General features: G+C 52.1%; 14 protein-coding genes. 3 read left to right on the top strand and 11 right to left on the bottom strand.

Features of this window, described 5'->3' with window-relative positions:
• Nucleotides 1–189: 189 nt before the first annotated feature.
• Genes P2G88_RS06910 through P2G88_RS06890 form a run of 5 tightly spaced genes read right to left on the bottom strand, consistent with a single transcriptional unit; the run spans nucleotide 190 to nucleotide 6,722 of the window.
• Nucleotides 190–666 (bottom strand): peroxiredoxin, encoded by a 477-nt coding sequence (locus tag P2G88_RS06910; RefSeq protein WP_275795069.1) that lies wholly within the window; start codon nucleotides 664–666, stop codon nucleotides 190–192.
• Nucleotides 667–713: 47 nt separating this feature from the next.
• Nucleotides 714–3,146: a helix-turn-helix domain-containing protein gene (locus P2G88_RS06905; RefSeq protein ID WP_275795067.1), complete on the bottom strand. Its 2,433-nt coding sequence runs from the start codon at nucleotides 3,144–3,146 to the stop codon at nucleotides 714–716.
• A 47-nt stretch (nucleotides 3,147–3,193) separates the two neighbouring features.
• Complete coding sequence (locus P2G88_RS06900; protein WP_275795066.1) at nucleotides 3,194–3,958, bottom strand: class I SAM-dependent methyltransferase; 765 nt, start codon at nucleotides 3,956–3,958, stop codon at nucleotides 3,194–3,196.
• The gene (recG, locus tag P2G88_RS06895) at nucleotides 3,958–6,033 is read right to left on the bottom strand and encodes an ATP-dependent DNA helicase RecG (protein ID WP_275795065.1); all 2,076 of its coding nucleotides are present in this window, start codon (nucleotides 6,031–6,033) and stop codon (nucleotides 3,958–3,960) included. The genes P2G88_RS06900 and recG overlap by 1 nt, the downstream gene beginning before the upstream one ends.
• 59 nt (nucleotides 6,034–6,092) lie before the next feature.
• A complete protein-coding gene (locus P2G88_RS06890; protein WP_275795064.1) occupies nucleotides 6,093–6,722 on the bottom strand; it encodes a peroxiredoxin-like family protein in 630 nt (209 codons plus the stop codon).
• Between the two features lie 200 nt (nucleotides 6,723–6,922).
• Between P2G88_RS06890 and P2G88_RS06885 the strand changes: the two genes are divergently transcribed.
• Nucleotides 6,923–7,492 (top strand): DUF2799 domain-containing protein, encoded by a 570-nt coding sequence (locus P2G88_RS06885; protein WP_275795063.1) that lies wholly within the window; start codon nucleotides 6,923–6,925, stop codon nucleotides 7,490–7,492.
• 73 nt (nucleotides 7,493–7,565) lie between these two features.
• On the opposite strand, the gene P2G88_RS06880 is transcribed toward P2G88_RS06885, so the two are convergent.
• The 6 genes from P2G88_RS06880 to gmk all read right to left on the bottom strand — a co-directional run bounded on the left by P2G88_RS06880 (nucleotide 7,566) and on the right by gmk (nucleotide 14,001).
• Nucleotides 7,566–9,281, bottom strand: coding sequence for a choice-of-anchor X domain-containing protein (locus tag P2G88_RS06880; protein ID WP_275795062.1), 1,716 nt, complete (start codon nucleotides 9,279–9,281; stop codon nucleotides 7,566–7,568).
• Nucleotides 9,282–9,621: 340 nt separating this feature from the next.
• The gene (gene trmH / locus P2G88_RS06875) at nucleotides 9,622–10,389 is read right to left on the bottom strand and encodes a tRNA (guanosine(18)-2'-O)-methyltransferase TrmH (protein ID WP_275795061.1); all 768 of its coding nucleotides are present in this window, start codon (nucleotides 10,387–10,389) and stop codon (nucleotides 9,622–9,624) included.
• Nucleotides 10,390–10,401: 12 nt separating this feature from the next.
• Nucleotides 10,402–10,788, bottom strand: a complete 387-nt coding sequence (locus P2G88_RS06870; RefSeq protein ID WP_275795060.1) for a RidA family protein — start codon at nucleotides 10,786–10,788, stop codon at nucleotides 10,402–10,404.
• 15 nt (nucleotides 10,789–10,803) lie between these two features.
• Nucleotides 10,804–12,921 carry a bifunctional GTP diphosphokinase/guanosine-3',5'-bis pyrophosphate 3'-pyrophosphohydrolase gene (gene spoT / locus P2G88_RS06865; RefSeq protein ID WP_275795059.1) on the bottom strand — a complete coding sequence of 706 codons (2,118 nt, stop codon included), beginning with the start codon at nucleotides 12,919–12,921 and terminating at the stop codon, nucleotides 10,804–10,806.
• Nucleotides 12,922–13,014: 93 nt separating this feature from the next.
• Nucleotides 13,015–13,293, bottom strand: coding sequence for a DNA-directed RNA polymerase subunit omega (gene rpoZ / locus P2G88_RS06860; protein WP_275795058.1), 279 nt, complete (start codon nucleotides 13,291–13,293; stop codon nucleotides 13,015–13,017).
• A 78-nt stretch (nucleotides 13,294–13,371) separates the two neighbouring features.
• Nucleotides 13,372–14,001 (bottom strand): guanylate kinase, encoded by a 630-nt coding sequence (gene gmk, locus P2G88_RS06855; protein WP_275795057.1) that lies wholly within the window; start codon nucleotides 13,999–14,001, stop codon nucleotides 13,372–13,374.
• 121 nt (nucleotides 14,002–14,122) lie between these two features.
• Here gmk and P2G88_RS06850 point away from each other — a divergent pair, with 121 nt between their 5' ends.
• Both P2G88_RS06850 and P2G88_RS06845 read left to right on the top strand, forming a co-directional pair.
• The gene (locus P2G88_RS06850) at nucleotides 14,123–14,791 is read left to right on the top strand and encodes an alpha/beta hydrolase fold domain-containing protein (protein ID WP_275795056.1); all 669 of its coding nucleotides are present in this window, start codon (nucleotides 14,123–14,125) and stop codon (nucleotides 14,789–14,791) included.
• A 51-nt stretch (nucleotides 14,792–14,842) separates the two neighbouring features.
• Complete coding sequence (locus tag P2G88_RS06845) at nucleotides 14,843–15,241, top strand: DUF2914 domain-containing protein (RefSeq protein ID WP_275795055.1); 399 nt, start codon at nucleotides 14,843–14,845, stop codon at nucleotides 15,239–15,241.
• The last annotated feature ends 87 nt before the right edge of the window (nucleotides 15,242–15,328 follow it).

The raw sequence follows: 15,328 nt of genomic DNA, 5'->3' as shown, positions 1-15,328 counted from the left end.
TCTTGAATCCTTCCCTCCGCCTTCCCTCAATCACGCTTAAGAAAAAATCAGCCAATCCCATCAATAGGTAAGGAGCCACGGAAAACTCACTGGATGGCCCTAAAAAACAAAACCCCACCAAAAATGGTGGGGTTTATCATCAATCTGAAAAGGGTGCCAAGGCACCCTTTTTTGCTTCAGGAGAGCTGATTAGCCCAATTGCTTCAGCATCGTTTCGGCATCGCTCACTTCGAATTTGCCGGCCGCTTCCACGTTTAGCTGTGTAACCACACCATCTTCCACCAACATGGAATAACGCTGTGAGCGCACGCCGCCAAAACTGCCGGTATCTTTATCCATGCCAATGGCTTTGGTGAAGCTGGCGTCACCATCAGATAACATCATCAGGTGTTCGGCATTTTGATCTTTGCCCCAGGCATCCATCACGAAAGCATCGTTTACGGCAACGCAAATAATACGGTCCACCCCTTTGGCTTTGAGCTTGTCGGCAAGTGCTACATAACCTGGCAGATGGGCATTAGAGCAGGTAGGCGTAAAGGCACCGGGAACCGCAAAGAGCACTACTTTCTTACCTTTAAACAGGTTTGCTGTGCTGTGCTCAAGGCTTTCGCCGTTTTTACGTTCGGTCAGCGTGGCTGAGGGAAGAGATTGTCCTACTTGAATCATGATGTTTCCTTTTCTGATTGGAAGAGGGCTTTAGTGTAGCTGTTTTTTCAGGGTGGGTTGGTCTTCTTCGATGCCAACACCAGACGAATATCTCCCCAGCTTACCTTGTCGCCTAATGCTTCTTTCACGGGCTTTAGGCCTGTTTTTTCGCTTTGCGACAAGGCTTGGCGTATTGCCTGCTGCTTCTCATGCGAGACAAGTTCATCAATCGCCACCTCGCCTTGCTCTACAAAATGGGCAAGATGCTGTTCGACAGTGGATGTTGCCAAGCCCCTTTGTTGTGCAACTTGTTCAATGGAGAGGCCTTCTTTGTGCAAGCGCAGGGTAATGGCTTTTGTGTCTTCCTTGGGCGCTTTCGCCAGTTGTTTAGATTCCGGAAGCACATCCTCAGGCTGCAATTGGTTTGCCTCACAGTAGTCGGCCACCACAGCCAGGATAGCGTCACCGTATTTTTCCACCGTGGTGGGACCAACCTTATACAATTGCAGCAGCGTATCCTTGCTGCCCGGAAGAGCATTGACGATTTGCAGCAATACTTGCTGGTGCAGGACCTGAAAGGCCGGGATCCCTAAACGTTTTGCCTGCTCCATGCGCCAATCCTTTAGCTGTTGATACAGCATTGGGTGTGCCAGGTCGTCCATGCTCAGTTCACTTGTGGCTTTGCTGACCGATTTCTTGGTTGCAGCGCTGATCTGCGCTTTGCCAATTGCATCCAGATAGGTCCCGGTATTAAACCCCTTTTGGCAAGACGTCAGTACCGTCTGTTTTACCTGTAATTCCTGACGTAAGGCGTCAGTGGCATTCTCGATTTGCTTGCGGATAGTCTTGTTATCCGTATCGAAGCTAAAAGCAGACAGCCAATTGAATATGGGGGCTAATTTGTCACTGAAATAGGGACAGGCCTTCTGGACCCGTTCCTGAATATGCGAGTCCTGCTGCGGCTCTACCTGCTGATGAAAAAGAGTTTGCAGTTGCTGCTGGAATTTATCGGCGATATGCAGCACTTCCCGTTTCAGTACTTGGTGCAGGTCGTCAAGTTGGGTCAGCTGATTGCCATGCAGTTGATTCTGATTTTCCTTAAGGGCTCTGCTTAAGCGATATAAGCAAGTGCTAAGGGGCTGATAATCAAACGCCTCCAATAACAGCTTCTGCTGATAATGCACTTTGGCCTGATAGAGGGTGTTTCGATCCGGTGGCTGCTGAGCATGGGTAAAAGCGCTGACGATAGGATCGGTCTTTACCGTTTCTGCATGTAAAGGGTTCTGCAATACCAGGCCTTGCAGCGAAGTGCAGCGGCTTAGCGCCACATAAATCTGGCCATGGGAAAAGGCTGCCTGACCATCAATAATGGCGCGCTCAAAGGTCAGCCCCTGACTTTTATGGATAGTAATGGCCCAGGCCAGGCGCAAGGGAATTTGCCGGAAGCTACCGATGATTTGCTCATCGATATTATTACTCTTATCCAGACTGTATTTGATGTTTTCCCAGGTGACCGGTTCTACCTCTATATCCTGAGTATCTCCGGGGCAGCGGACGGTGAGACGTTCACCATTGATGGCACTGATAACGCCGGTTTTACCATTGAAATAGCGCTTCTCTGGACTGTGGTCGTTACGCACAAACATAACCTGTGCTCCCACTTTTAAGAGCAGATTGGCATCAACAGGATAGTTTTGCTCGGGATAATCGCCTTGCACTTCTGCCGCAAAAGACTTTGGGGGACTGGCTAGTTTCGCCAGTTGCTGTTGATTAATGGCATCGGCGCGTTGGTTATGGGTGGTGAGGGTGACATAGTCTTCGCCCTCTGCCGGTTTGAAACCGGTAAAAAAACGGCTGTTAAGCAGAGAAAGCGCGGCTTCGTCCAATTGGCTATCCCGCACCTTATTCAACAAGTCCACAAACCTAGGATCAGCCTGGCGATAGACCTGCTCCAGTGACAGGCTGCGCCATTGACACTGGGCCAGGGCCTGGCTGCTAAAGAAGTAACCGTTGTCATAGTAATTGCTTAGCAGAGACCATTCTGCCTCTTTAAGAACGGGCGGTAACTGATGTAAGTCACCAATCATCAACAGTTGCACACCGCCAAAGGGCAGTTGATTGCGCCGGTGGCGGCGCAGGACCGCGTCGACCGCATCCAGCATATCGGCGCGCACCATACTGATCTCATCAATTACCAACAGTTGCAGGCTACGCAGTATATTGATTTTGTCTTTGCTGAAACGATGCTGGCTCGGTAATTGGCTGCCGGGAATATAAGGTCCGAAAGGCAGTTGAAAAAAGGAATGCAGGGTTACGCCACCGGCATTAATGGCGGCAACGCCGGTGGGGGCGGTGACAATCATGCGTTTGGGGCAACTGGCTTTTAGCCGATGTAAAAACGTGGTTTTACCGGTACCGGCTTTACCGGTCAGAAACAGGCTGAGGCCCGTATGCTGGACGATTTCCCCGGCCAGTTGCAGCTGTGGATTAATGTCGGTCATGGCCTTTCCTTGCGCTTTCCAACCATGGCTTAGTATAGCCTTTGCCTTTAGCTGCCATGGATGAGATAGATATCAAATCGATTGGCCTTGCCGGCTTGCTCCACATCGGGCTTCTCACCTGCCAAGTACGGCGCACCGGCAGGCCGTTTGACTACTACCCGTTTGCTGGCAAGCGCCAGGGCCGGGGCCAGCAGGGCATCGGCATCCATGTCCGGGCCCAGCAGTTGCTGGAACAGGCGCATCTCTTTTTTGACCAGAGCAGATTTTTTGCGATGGGGAAACATGGGATCCAGATACACCACCTGGGGCCTCTCTTCTTGCCAGTTTTGCATCCGTTCCAGAGCAGCTCCGGGTAGCAAGCGCATGCGCAAAGGAAGCCAATCGGCCAACTCAGGATGTTGTGCTGCCCTCGCCAGGCCATCCTGCAATAGTGCCGCCACCACCGGGCTTCGTTCCAGCATGGTTACTTCACAGCCCAGGCTGGCCAGAATAAAGGCATCACGGCCCAATCCTGCCGTGGCATCCAGTACCTTGGGCAGATACTGCCCTTTGACGCCTACGGCCTTGGCCACGGCTTCTCCGCGACCGCCGCCATGCTGGCGACGCCAGGTCATGGCATCGCTGGCAAAATCCACGCTGACGGTGCCCATTTTGGCATCATCCAGCGTTTTCAGTGCCAGGCCTTGTTCATCAAGCCACAGGACTAAACCCTCTTTAGCACTTTCGCTGACGGTAAGCTGCCAGGTATCGGCCAAGTGTTTAGCTTGGTTGAGATATTCGAAACCGGCGGGGACAATCGGAATGGTCTGCATCAGGCGTTACCGTATGCTTGTTTATGGGCCAGCCAGCGATTGATGACGGCCTGCGCATTGGCGGGATGGCGCTGCCACAGATGTTGGGCAAGCTGTTGTACCTGAGGAATAAGATGGGCATCGCGCACCAGATCGGCAATTTTCAAATCGGCCAGGCCGGTCTGTTTGGTGCCCAGCAGTTCACCTGGACCGCGGATTTCCAAATCGCGCTGCGCGATATAAAAACCATCACTGCTTTCACGTAATACCGAAAGGCGTTTACTCGCCGTTTTAGAAAGCGGGCTTTGGTACATCAGCACACAATGGCTTTCCACCGAGCCCCGTCCTACCCGCCCGCGTAGCTGATGTAACTGAGCCAGGCCCAGTCGTTCAGGGTTTTCGATAATCATCAAACTGGCATTCGGCACATCCACGCCCACTTCTATTACGGTGGTCGCCACTAATAGATCCAGTTCTCCGGCTTTAAACGCCGCCATCACCGCCTGTTTCTCCGGGCCTTTTAAGCGCCCATGTACCAGCCCAACCCGCAGTTCAGGTAAGGCCATTGCCAACGCCTCGGCGGTATCCTGCGCGGCCTGGCATTCCAAGACTTCAGATTCTTCAATCAAGGTACAGACCCAATACACCTGGCGACCCTCTTCGGCGCAGGCATGGCGCACTCTGGCCACCACTTCATCGCGCCGGCTATCAGGGATAACCACGGTTTTAACCGGTGTGCGGCCAGGGGGAAGCTCGTCAATAACTGAGGTATCCAGGTCAGCATAGGCGGTCATTGCCAAAGTGCGGGGAATAGGGGTGGCCGTCATAATCAATTGGTGCGGCGCCAGATCCTGATGCTGGCCTTTCTCGCGCAGCGCCAGGCGTTGATGCACCCCGAACCGGTGCTGCTCATCGATAATCACCAGGGCCAACTTCTTGAACTGGACCTGTTCCTGAAATAGCGCGTGAGTGCCCACCAACATCTGAATTTCGCCCTCTTGCAAGCGCGCCAGTAATGCTTCCCTGGCTTTGCCTTTCAGCTTGCCGGCCAGCCAACCCACCTCTATCTCTAAGGGGGCCAGCCATTGGCGAAAGTTATTGGCATGTTGTTCTGCCAGTAGCTCGGTGGGGGCCATCATCGCCACCTGATAGCCGTTGCCGATGGCGGTTAGTGCCGCCAATGCCGCCACCAGGGTTTTACCTGAGCCCACATCGCCTTGCACCAGGCGCATCATCGGCTTGGGTTTAGCCAGATCCTGCTGGATATCCATGGTGACCCGCTGCTGCGCGCCGGTAGGCGCAAAGGGCAGATTACAGAGGAAACGTTGTAGCAGCGATTCATCCGCTTGCATCGCCAGTGCAGGTTGGGCCTGGGCACTTTCGCGTACCTTGAGCACGCTTAAGTGATGCGCCAGCAGCTCTTCTAGGATCAGGCGCTGTTGCGCCGGATGTTCGCCTTTTTCCAACAGTGCCAGACTCACATCAGGCCCCGGGCGATGGACCAGCAACAAGGCATCGGCAAGGCTGATTTGATTGTTATACAAACCGTCCGGCAATAGCTCAGCCAGGCCGCCCCGCTTGAGCCGTTCCAACGATTGTTCGGTCAGGCTGCGCAGACTCAGTTGCTTTAAGCCTTCAGTGGTGGGGTAGATGGGTGTGTACACATCCTGCACTTCCTGACCGCTGCCATCTTTTTGCAGCCGGTACTCTGGGTGCATCATTTCCAGGCCGTACTTGCCCCTGCGCACTTCACCAAAACAGCGGATAGCCAGGCCCTTTTCCAGCGCGTTTTTTTGCGCCGCATTGAAATGGAAAAAGCGCAGGGTGATACTGCCGCTGCCGTCGGCCACCCTCACGGTGAGCATACGTTTTTTACCGAACAGCACATCGGCACCCATGATCTGCCCCTCAATACTGGCATGCATACCGGGTAGCAAGTCAGTTATCGGATAGATGCGGGTGCGGTCCTCATAACGAAGGGGCAGATGGAAAAGCAGGTCCTGTATGGTGACCAGGCCCAGCTTCTGCAGCTTGTCGGCAACTTTGCTGCCGACCCCTTTAAGTTCCGTTACCCTGGTGTGGGCCAGTGATTGCATTGAGTGTTCAGACTAATCATTCTCTGACCCAATCATACCCTAAAAGCGGGCAATCCCCATCATTCGAGCGCCATTCTGGCGGCATGCACCATCAGCTCGGGATTAACCCTGACTTTGTAGTTAGGATTTACATATTGAAATTGAATCAGTCCGCTCGTATCCACGATATAGGCGGCAGGTACCGGCAGCACAATGCGTTCGTCTCCGGGTAGGCTGGCAAACACTTCGCCCATCTTACCGCGGTAGCGACTCGCGGTGTTGTCATCTAAGAAAAAGCCAATGCCAAACTCGCGGGTGGCTTCAAGTTGCACATCAGAGAGTTGTGTCACCTTGTAGTCGGTATCGAATTTCTGTTCCATCAAGCGCGCAGGGGTTTCTGGTGATATGGCCAGGATCTGATAACCCATCGCAATCAGTTTCTTTTCGACCTCCTGAAAACCGGCCAGTTGGGCATTACAGTAAGGACACCAGCCTCCCCGGTAGAAAAGAATAACGGTCGGTTTTTGGGCGATGAGTTCAAGCAGTTTAACCGGCTTACCCTGCGGGCTTTGCAGTGTCACATCGGGCACCATCTGGCCATTTAATAGCGGTGTGACAGACTCGGCATCGGCGGCTATTTGGCTTCTGTCCAACGCCTGGGTACTGAGCGTTAAAAACAGACAAATAAAAGACAGTGAACGTAACAACATATGGCTTCCCCTAAAAAGTAACTGAAGCTTCTAAGACCTTATGCTGGCACAAATTCTTTCACGTTCGGCGAGATACTCTTTGGGGATATTATCGAACCGCTATTTGTGCTCAAATCGCCCATAAAGCAATGAAAAAGGTGTGCGTTATGAAGGTTGTAAGGGGAGTCAGATCGGTATTGGCGATAACAATTGTTGTCACGATGTCAGGGTGCGCCACACTGAGTAAACAAGAATGCCAAACCGCAGACTGGCAAATCATTGGCATGGAAGATGGTGCCAGTGGAAAACCCGCCTCCTTTGTGGGAGAGCATCGTAAAGCCTGCGCGGAATATGGGATTGCCCCCGATCTGGCGGCTTATCAAAAAGGGCATGCCAAGGGCCTCAAAGAGTACTGTAATTACGACAATGGCTACCGACTGGCGGAGAGCGGTGGCGCCTACAATCAGGTCTGTACTCAGGCGGACTACCCGCTGTTTGTCCAGGGATTCCAGCGCGGTGCCGTTGCTTATCAACACCTTAGCGAAATCCGCAAACTACAAGACGCAAAAAATGACGCGGCTAAACGCCTTGAGGAAGTAAAGGCATTGATAAAGGAAAAAGAGGCCTTAATCATCGCTGATGCCAGCACCAGTCAGCAGCGCAAGGTTCTGTTGGAAGAAGTAACGTCGTTGAATTTGGAAATGACCGAGCTAAATGCCACTCTGGCGATGATGGAGGTCGATATAGGTCAGGCCCAGAATCGTTACGAGCAATTCAGGCAATCCCCCTAAGCTCAAGGCGCTAGTACTGAATTTCTCTATCAGCTTGGAGAAATGCGGAGTGCCATCAAAAAAGGCGATAAGTTTATCGTTGCGTCATCTCTAGCGCATTAATTCTGATGTTGGAGAGGCCCCGTGTTGCTTTGCTCCAAGCGGTTCCCGTGCTCCAGGATGTGGAAGATGGCGTTTCAACGGCAAACTCTCTGTAGACGCGGCTAAACCAGACGATTTCGGCGTTAGTATGTGGTCTGTCACTGATATTTAGCACACCTAATGTCAGTGCTGTTGGCTGGTAAAAATCAGGGGCAGTCCAGGTGCCGAATCGTGCAGTAAAATCGTCGATGGTAAAGGGGATAATTTGCTCTGCCGTTACTAAATCATTAGTACAAACTAAGTGAAGTTCTTCCGACACACAGCCGGTCAACTCGGGATTGACCAGTTTGTAATAGGTTTTGGTTACTTGTTCTTTTGTCAGCAGCCCCATCATATATAACAAAATGTCATCCCAGACTTTAAACTGGTCGTCCATTTTGCGGAGTCGAAATTGGCCTTGTTCATCCCTTATTAAATAGGTTTCAGAGCGCTGCCCAAGACTGTCTACCAGCAATACAGAGTGGGGCCAGCCGCGATCAGGATCCCAGAAAGGACCAGAGAGTTCGCCATTAACGGTGATGTCGGCATCGTGATGCATTCCATCACCGGAATTCCAGGCACCGGTGCCAGCGGCGGGAAAATCTTTGGCTCCGACACCCAGTAAGCCATGGCCTAGTTCATGGTTCATTGCCTCTATGCCAGGCCAGCCGCTCCAGATAATGCCGCTCAGTTTCTGATGCTCATTACCATCGATAATGGGATAGCAATAAGCATTGTTAGCGCATGGTGGTGTAAAACCGGTTCCCTCAATGTTGTCATGCACCCTCACATAACCGGCGCCACCCACAGGATCCCGCGGAGTAACTGCAAAAAAATCAAATACGTCTCCGGCTAGCTGCCAGGCTATTTCACAGGCACCACAGAATTCTGGCGAATGTAGTAACCAGTTGGACTGGTAACGAATGTCATATTGTGCCCCGAGAGCAATAAAGAACCCGCTGTCATTGGCGCGGACATTTGGGGTCAGCTCCACAGCGGAGTCAGTGCCTCTGAAAGTATTGCTAATGATCCATAAATTACTGGCTTCCCTGAAGTCTTTACCTGCCAAAAAGTCTTCACCGACATACAAGCAGGCGCGAGTAAAGATGCCATCGCCAGGTGTTTGATCTCCATGGGTGCCATCGTCATAGGCTGTTTTGGGTTCTTCACCATCAACAGATAAGAATCCACCATACTGAAGAGTTTCCAATTCCATGCTGGCCGGGCCCGCTTCATGGCGGCTATACCAAGTAAAGGTTTGGTCAGAGAAGATAATGGAGGGTTCGAACATTCTCTCGCCTACATTGGTCAATACATTGGCAACATTAGGTGCAACCGGAGAGATATTCTGGTCATGAGTACATCGGGTATTCGAAGAAGGCTCCCAGGTCAGACTCTGATAGGGGGTGACCCTGACGACTGTGATATCGGTATGAGAGTCGCCGAAGTCGTCGGTAACCTTCAGTTCAAAGGTTAGTGTCAAAGGTTCCAGTGCCGGTGGTGCCTTGAACGTAGCAACAGGCTGATCGGCATTGCTTATGCTGACGGCAATGCCGTCAACTTGTTGCCATAAATAAACAGAAATGGCGCCATCTGAGTCGGTACCACTTCCCGATAACTGCACCTCAGTGTTTTCAGTTACGGTCTGCGCCTCCCCGGCTGATGCCACCGGTGCTGTATTAGCCGGAGGCGGGGCAACTACAGGAGGGGGAGCGGTGGCTTGGGGATTGGCACTGCCTCCGCCGCAGGACAGCAAAAGTAAACTACAAGCAATGATTAACAGATGGGATGGCGTATAAGGCGAGAATAATTTAAAAGGTTGGCCAGCGGGTCTCATGCAAGTCCTTGATGACACAGAGCGATTTAAAGTTAGCCATTCTTTTATCGATAGCAAATAAATGGAAGTGAACCAAAAAGAACCATGGGCTCGATATTGTTCAGGTTATTGGACAGAAATTGACACCCTTCACAGGACTGGTGACTATCAGTTCTGTAAGGGCAATATTTGATCAGGAGGTAACAGTATCTTCCTGCCGCATCACTTGCCACCATTGGTCGTCGGCCTGGATTTGCCCTTGTTCATCAATATAGGGATAACCTAGTCCTTTGCGCAGGCACATGGCCTGTAACTCCGGATAACCGCATTCAAACAACATACGCTGGCATTCCTGCTCATCCAGGCGTTGATGTTGACGGTTTGGGTCATACAGCCCGGCTTCCTGACGTTGACGCTGGGCTTCATAAAGCACCAACGCCGCCGCCACCGATACGTTCAGGGACTGTACCATGCCCATCATCGGGATCATGATTTCCTGGTCGGCCAGGGCAACCGCTTCCTCGGTAGCGCCATATTTTTCCTGACCGAAAAGCACGGCGGTGGGTTGGGTATAGTCTATATCGCGAAAATCCACGGCCTTATCAGAAAGGTGTGCGACCAGCACCTGCATCCCCTGGGATTTCAAATCCTGCACCGCCTCCTGCGTATTCAGATGCGGGCGAAGACGCAGCCAGTTTTGGCTGCCCATGGAGGTGCCCCGGCGGATTCGCGGGGCCAGTGCCGTTTCCTGATCCTGTGCACTCAGGCGTGGATGATGTTCAAACACGCCTTTGGCATCTTCTGCCCAGATCAGGTGCACCCGATGAATGCCCACCGCATCGGCACTGCGCACAATAGCCGACAGATTGTGGGTTTTATGCACTTGCTCCATACAGACGGTCAGGTCTGGCTGGCGCAAGTTCAGCATTTTACGGATGCGCTGATAACGCTCGGGGGTCATCAACGGATACCTTTACTCAGGTAATTCCATTATGCCGTCGATTTCAATTTGGGCGCCTTTGGGCAGTTCTTTAACTCCAATTGCGGCGCGGGCAGGGTAAGGCTGCTTGAAATACTGGCTCATGATCTCGTTGACCTTGGCGAAGTTGCTGAGGTCGGTCATATAAATATTGACCTTGGTCAGATCGTTGGTGCTGCCACCGGCTGCTTCACACACTGCCTTCAGATTTTCAAATACCTGCACGGCCTGAGCAGAAAACTCCTGAGACACCATTTCCATGGTTTCCGGAACCAGTGGGATCTGGCCAGACAAATACACAGTGGTGCCGGATTTCACGGCTTGGCTGTAAGTTCCAATAGCCTTGGGGGCCCTGTCAGTATTAATAACGGACTTAGACATAATAAATAATCCTTATCAGGGATGTTGTTTAGACTGGCTGTGACGAGACACTTTTTGCACTTCGGGCATGGCTCGTACGCGACGCATGATATTGGCCAGATGAATACGATTACTGGTCGTAACTTCCAGATCAATATAGTAAATGTTGCTTTCTTTTTCTTCGGTTTGCAGGCTGATGATATCCGATTCCGCGGCGCTGATAGCACCGGTCAGCTTAGCCAGGGTACCCTGACGGTTTACCAGCTCCACCCGCAGTGATGCTTTAAACTCGCCCTGAGCGTCTGCTTCCCAATTCATCGGCAGTACACGATGCGGCTCATCCTTGGACAGCTTGCGAATATTACGACAGCCGCTTTGGTGGATCACCATGCCCTTACCCGGGCTCAGTACGGCAATAATTTCATCGCCGGGGATGGGATGGCAGCAGCGACCATAGCTGACCAATAGCCCCTCGGTGCCGCGAATGGCAACCTTGCGCTTATCGGACACATCGGTATCCGATTCACCCAGCAAACGGCGGGCGACAATAGCGGATAATTCATTACCCAGACCAATATCGGCCAGCAACGAATAGAAGTTATCGTGCTTGGTTTCGCGCACCACTCGCTCGATATCTGCTTCCGGAATGTCATCCAGTTTCACGTTACCTAAGGCATGACGTAGCAGACGGTTACCCATATTAATGGCTTCTTCGGAGCGCTGTTTCTTCAGGTATTGGCGAATATGGGAGCGCGCCTTGGCGCTGACCACAAAGTTAAGCCAACTGGCATTAGGCTTGGCTCTGGGTGAGGTAATGATTTCTACCGTCTGCCCATTTTCCAGGGGACGATTGAGGGAATAATTGCGCCTGTCTACACGCACGCCAACGCAAGAATTTCCGATATCCGAGTGTACTGCATAGGCAAAATCCACCGCCGTGGCACCCATGGGCAGCTCGACAATGCGGCCATCTGGTGTAAAAACGTAAATTTCTTCGGGGAAAAGATCGGTTTTAACGTTTTCGATAAATTCCACCGAGGAGCTGGCGCTGTGCTGCAATTCCAGCAAAGACTGCATCCACTTACGCGCCCGAACCTGGGCGGTTGTGCCTTTGGTTTCGCCCGGTTGCTTATACAGCCAGTGCGCCGCCACCCCTTTATCGGCCATATGATCCATCTCCAGGGTACGGATCTGGATTTCCACCGGAATACCATGGGGACCGACTAACGAAGTATGCAGCGACTGATAACCGTTGGTACGGGGTATGGCGATATAGTCCTTAAAGCGGCCCTCAATGGGTTTGTACAGTCCGTGCATGGCGCCCAAGGCGCGATAGCAGTGGTCGATTTCCGGCACAATCAGGCGGAAGGCGTAGATGTCCATTACTTCGTTGAACATCAGCTCTTTGTTTTTCATCTTGCGATAGATGGAGTACAAGTGCTTTTCGCGGCCGCTGACCTCAGCGGCAAGGCCGGATTCCTCAAGACGGGATTCAATCTCCCGCTGGGTATTTTCAATGATTTCTTTACGGTTGCCGCGGGCCTGCTTGACGGCGGATTTGAGCGCCCGGTAGCGCATCGGATACATGGCCTGAAAGCCTAAATCTTCCAGTTCATTTTTAATGTCATGGATACCCAGACGATGGGCAATGGGGGCATAGATTTCCAGGGTTTCCCGGGCTATCCGCCGGCGCTTGTCGGGACGCAGGGAGCCGAGGGTGCGCATATTATGAGTGCGGTCTGCAAGTTTAATCAGAATGACCCGGATATCCTGCACCATGGCCATGATCATCTTACGGAAGTTTTCCGCCTGCGCCTCTTTCTTGCTGCGAAACTGGATTTTATCCAGCTTACTCACCCCTTCGACCAGATCCGAGACCGACTCACCAAATTTCTCTAAGAGTTCTTCTTTAGAAACCGGGGTGTCTTCGATTACGTCATGCAGCAGGGCAGACATCAGGGTTTCGTGGTCCAGGCGCATATCGGCGAGGATCCCGGCAACTGCTACCGGGTGAGTAATATAAGGATCGCCGCTTGAGCGCATCTGCCCGTCATGGGCGGCATGGGCTACCACATAGGCACGCTGGATGTCTGCAACCTGTTCAGGGGGCAGATATTCACTAACTTTCTGTTTCAGGCCTTCAAACAGATACACCAGTACTCAGCGCTAAAAAAAGGATTAACTGAAGTTAGGATACGGAGATTTTAAGAGGAAGCAACGGCCAGCTTTGCCGGCCGTCGAAAAAGCTTATTCGTGGTGGCCGGAAAGGATATTGGCCACAGAAGCGAATTCGGCACGCTCCTGCTCTTCCTGGGCGCGCGCATCATCGGCGTCCATGCTGTCAACAGTGACCAGGCCCTTTTCGATTTCGCGCAGGGCGATTACCGTTGGCTTGTCATTGTCAGGGGAAACTTTGGGGTCTTTGCCTTCGATGGCAATTTGGCGCGCACGGCGAGCGGCGACCAGTACCAGGTCAAAACGGTTGCCAATCTTATCTACTGCGTCTTCTACTGTTACGCGGGCCATGTATTACTCCGTGGGCAATTACAAAAAGGTCGCATAGTTTACTGGGTTTTGTGGTTTGTGCAAAGACCGAACTTTGAGCTAATCACGCAAAAGTTCGGCAAATAATGCCTGATGGCGTTTGCTTTGTCGGCTCAGGCGTAGTCGTTGGCTCAGCACAATGGATTCAATTTCGGCCAGGGCCTGTTCAAAATCTTCATTGACCACGACGTAATCAAATTCCTGATAGTGGGAGATTTCGTCCTTGGCTTTCTCCATGCGCTGATTAATCACCTCTTCGGAATCCTGCTGGCGTTGGTGTAAACGACGACGCAGCTCTTCCCTGGAAGGGGGGGCGATAAAAATGGTGTTGGTGTCGGGTAGCAAGGCTTTGACCTGACGGGCGCCCTGCCAGTCGATATCCAGAAATACGTCAACGCCTTGCTCCAGGGTATTGGCAATGGCCTGCTTAGAGGTGCCGTAGTAGTTACCAAAGACTTCAGCCCATTCGAAGAAGGCATCCTCGGCGATCATCTGTTTGAAATGATCTTTGTCTACAAAATGATAATGCACCGCGTTTTCCTCGCCAGGCCTGGGGGCTCGGGTAGTGTGAGAAACAGAAACTTGCATATCGGTTTTAGGGTGACGCGCCAACAGCGCCTTAATCAGACTGGATTTGCCAGCACCGGAGGGCGCAGCCAGGATAAAAAGATTGCCAAGGGTGTGGGCCATGTACGCAAAAACTCGTGAGGCTACAAAAGAGCAATGTTAGCATAACTTCTTAAGCACACTGCAAGCGCCGGGAAGCCTTGACCCGGACCCATAATAACAAGGACACCAGAAAGGAAACCTGATGAGTACTGCTTTACCCTACGTTGAGGTCAACCCCTCGCTAACACCGGATGCGGTGGTGATTTGGTTACATGGTCTGGGCGATTCCGGCAACGGCTTTGCGCCAATAGTGCCGCAATTGCGCTTGCCAGCATCGATGGCTGTGCGTTTTGTTTTTCCCCATGCACCGGTGCGCCCGGTGACCATCAACAACGGTATGCAAATGCGTGCCTGGTACGATATTAAGTCCCTTGACTTTAATAACCGCGCCGATGTGCAAGGGGTTGAGGAGTCCGTTGCCCTGGTTCGCCAGCTGTTGGAAGATGAGATGGCCAAAGGCATCTCCTCTGAACGCATTATCCTGGCCGGCTTTTCTCAGGGAGGCGTAATTGCCTATCACCTTGGACTGAGTTTTGACAAGCCGTTGGCCGGCATTATGGCGTTGTCGACCTATATGTGTGAGCCGCAAAAATTTGCAGACAGACTCAATGATGCCAACCGCACCACGCCGGTGCTGGTGGCCCATGGCTTATACGATGAAGTGGTCCCCTGCGCTTTGGGTAAACAGGCCCATGACGTGCTGCTGGAAAATGGCATTCCTGCGCGCTGGCGCGAATATCCCATGCAACATAATGTCTGCATGGAAGAGATTCAAGAAATTTCACATTGGCTACAACAGCGACTAGGCTAGCTTTTACGAGGGCCAGATATCCTGGCCCTAATCATTTCTGAGAGGCAGCTCATGAAAGCGCTGATACTCGCATTACTCATTCTTGGTTTTGTTGCGCCTGGCCAGGCTGATGTTTTACGCAGCCAACTCACCAGTGCAGTTGTTGCGCGCGAACCGGTGGACGATTTGCGAGGCGAGGTCATAGGAAAGCCCAATGAGATCACACAAGTAGTGTTCTTTACCCAATTGGACGATATGCAAGGTCAGGATGTGGTGCATAAATGGTTTTATCAGGGTGAACTGATGGCGGAAGTGCCGATGTCGGTGAGAAGCCCTAATTGGCGCACCTGGTCAAGCAAGAGACTGCTGCCGGCTTGGCAGGGGAATTGGCAGGTGCAACTGTGGTCGGGCGATAAGCTTTTGTTGAGCAAAGAGTTTCGATTTACCCTGGCCTCTGCCGATTACCAGTAATTCCCCAAATTCATTGCGGCCTTTCACCTGCCCAAAGGGCGGTCGCAATGTTATTATCGATAGCATGTTGTCAGGGCCATTGTGCCA

This window comes from Aliiglaciecola sp. CAU 1673, assembly GCF_029223185.1.
GTDB lineage: Bacteria > Pseudomonadota > Gammaproteobacteria > Enterobacterales > Alteromonadaceae > Bowmanella.
Note: the sequence above shows the minus strand (reverse complement) of the source record. Positions and strands in the feature narration are given on the sequence as shown.

Bases quoted from the DNA above. Each gene is read 5' to 3' on its own strand.
- P2G88_RS06910 (WP_275795069.1), bottom strand. From the start codon at position 666: ATGATTCAAGTAGGACAATCTCTTCCCTCAGCCACGCTGACCGAACGT.
- rpoZ (WP_275795058.1), bottom strand. From the start codon at position 13,293: ATGGCCCGCGTAACAGTAGAAGACGCAGTAGATAAGATTGGCAACCGT.
- trmH (WP_275795061.1), bottom strand. From the start codon at position 10,389: ATGACCCCCGAGCGTTATCAGCGCATCCGTAAAATGCTGAACTTGCGC.
- P2G88_RS06900 (WP_275795066.1), bottom strand. From the start codon at position 3,958: ATGCAGACCATTCCGATTGTCCCCGCCGGTTTCGAATATCTCAACCAA.
- P2G88_RS06845 (WP_275795055.1), top strand. From the start codon at position 14,843: ATGAAAGCGCTGATACTCGCATTACTCATTCTTGGTTTTGTTGCGCCT.
- P2G88_RS06850 (WP_275795056.1), top strand. From the start codon at position 14,123: ATGAGTACTGCTTTACCCTACGTTGAGGTCAACCCCTCGCTAACACCG.
- P2G88_RS06905 (WP_275795067.1), bottom strand. From the start codon at position 3,146: ATGACCGACATTAATCCACAGCTGCAACTGGCCGGGGAAATCGTCCAG.
- P2G88_RS06870 (WP_275795060.1), bottom strand. From the start codon at position 10,788: ATGTCTAAGTCCGTTATTAATACTGACAGGGCCCCCAAGGCTATTGGA.
- P2G88_RS06890 (WP_275795064.1), bottom strand. From the start codon at position 6,722: ATGTTGTTACGTTCACTGTCTTTTATTTGTCTGTTTTTAACGCTCAGT.
- P2G88_RS06885 (WP_275795063.1), top strand. From the start codon at position 6,923: ATGTCAGGGTGCGCCACACTGAGTAAACAAGAATGCCAAACCGCAGAC.
- recG (WP_275795065.1), bottom strand. From the start codon at position 6,033: ATGCAATCACTGGCCCACACCAGGGTAACGGAACTTAAAGGGGTCGGC.
- gmk (WP_275795057.1), bottom strand. From the start codon at position 14,001: ATGGCCCACACCCTTGGCAATCTTTTTATCCTGGCTGCGCCCTCCGGT.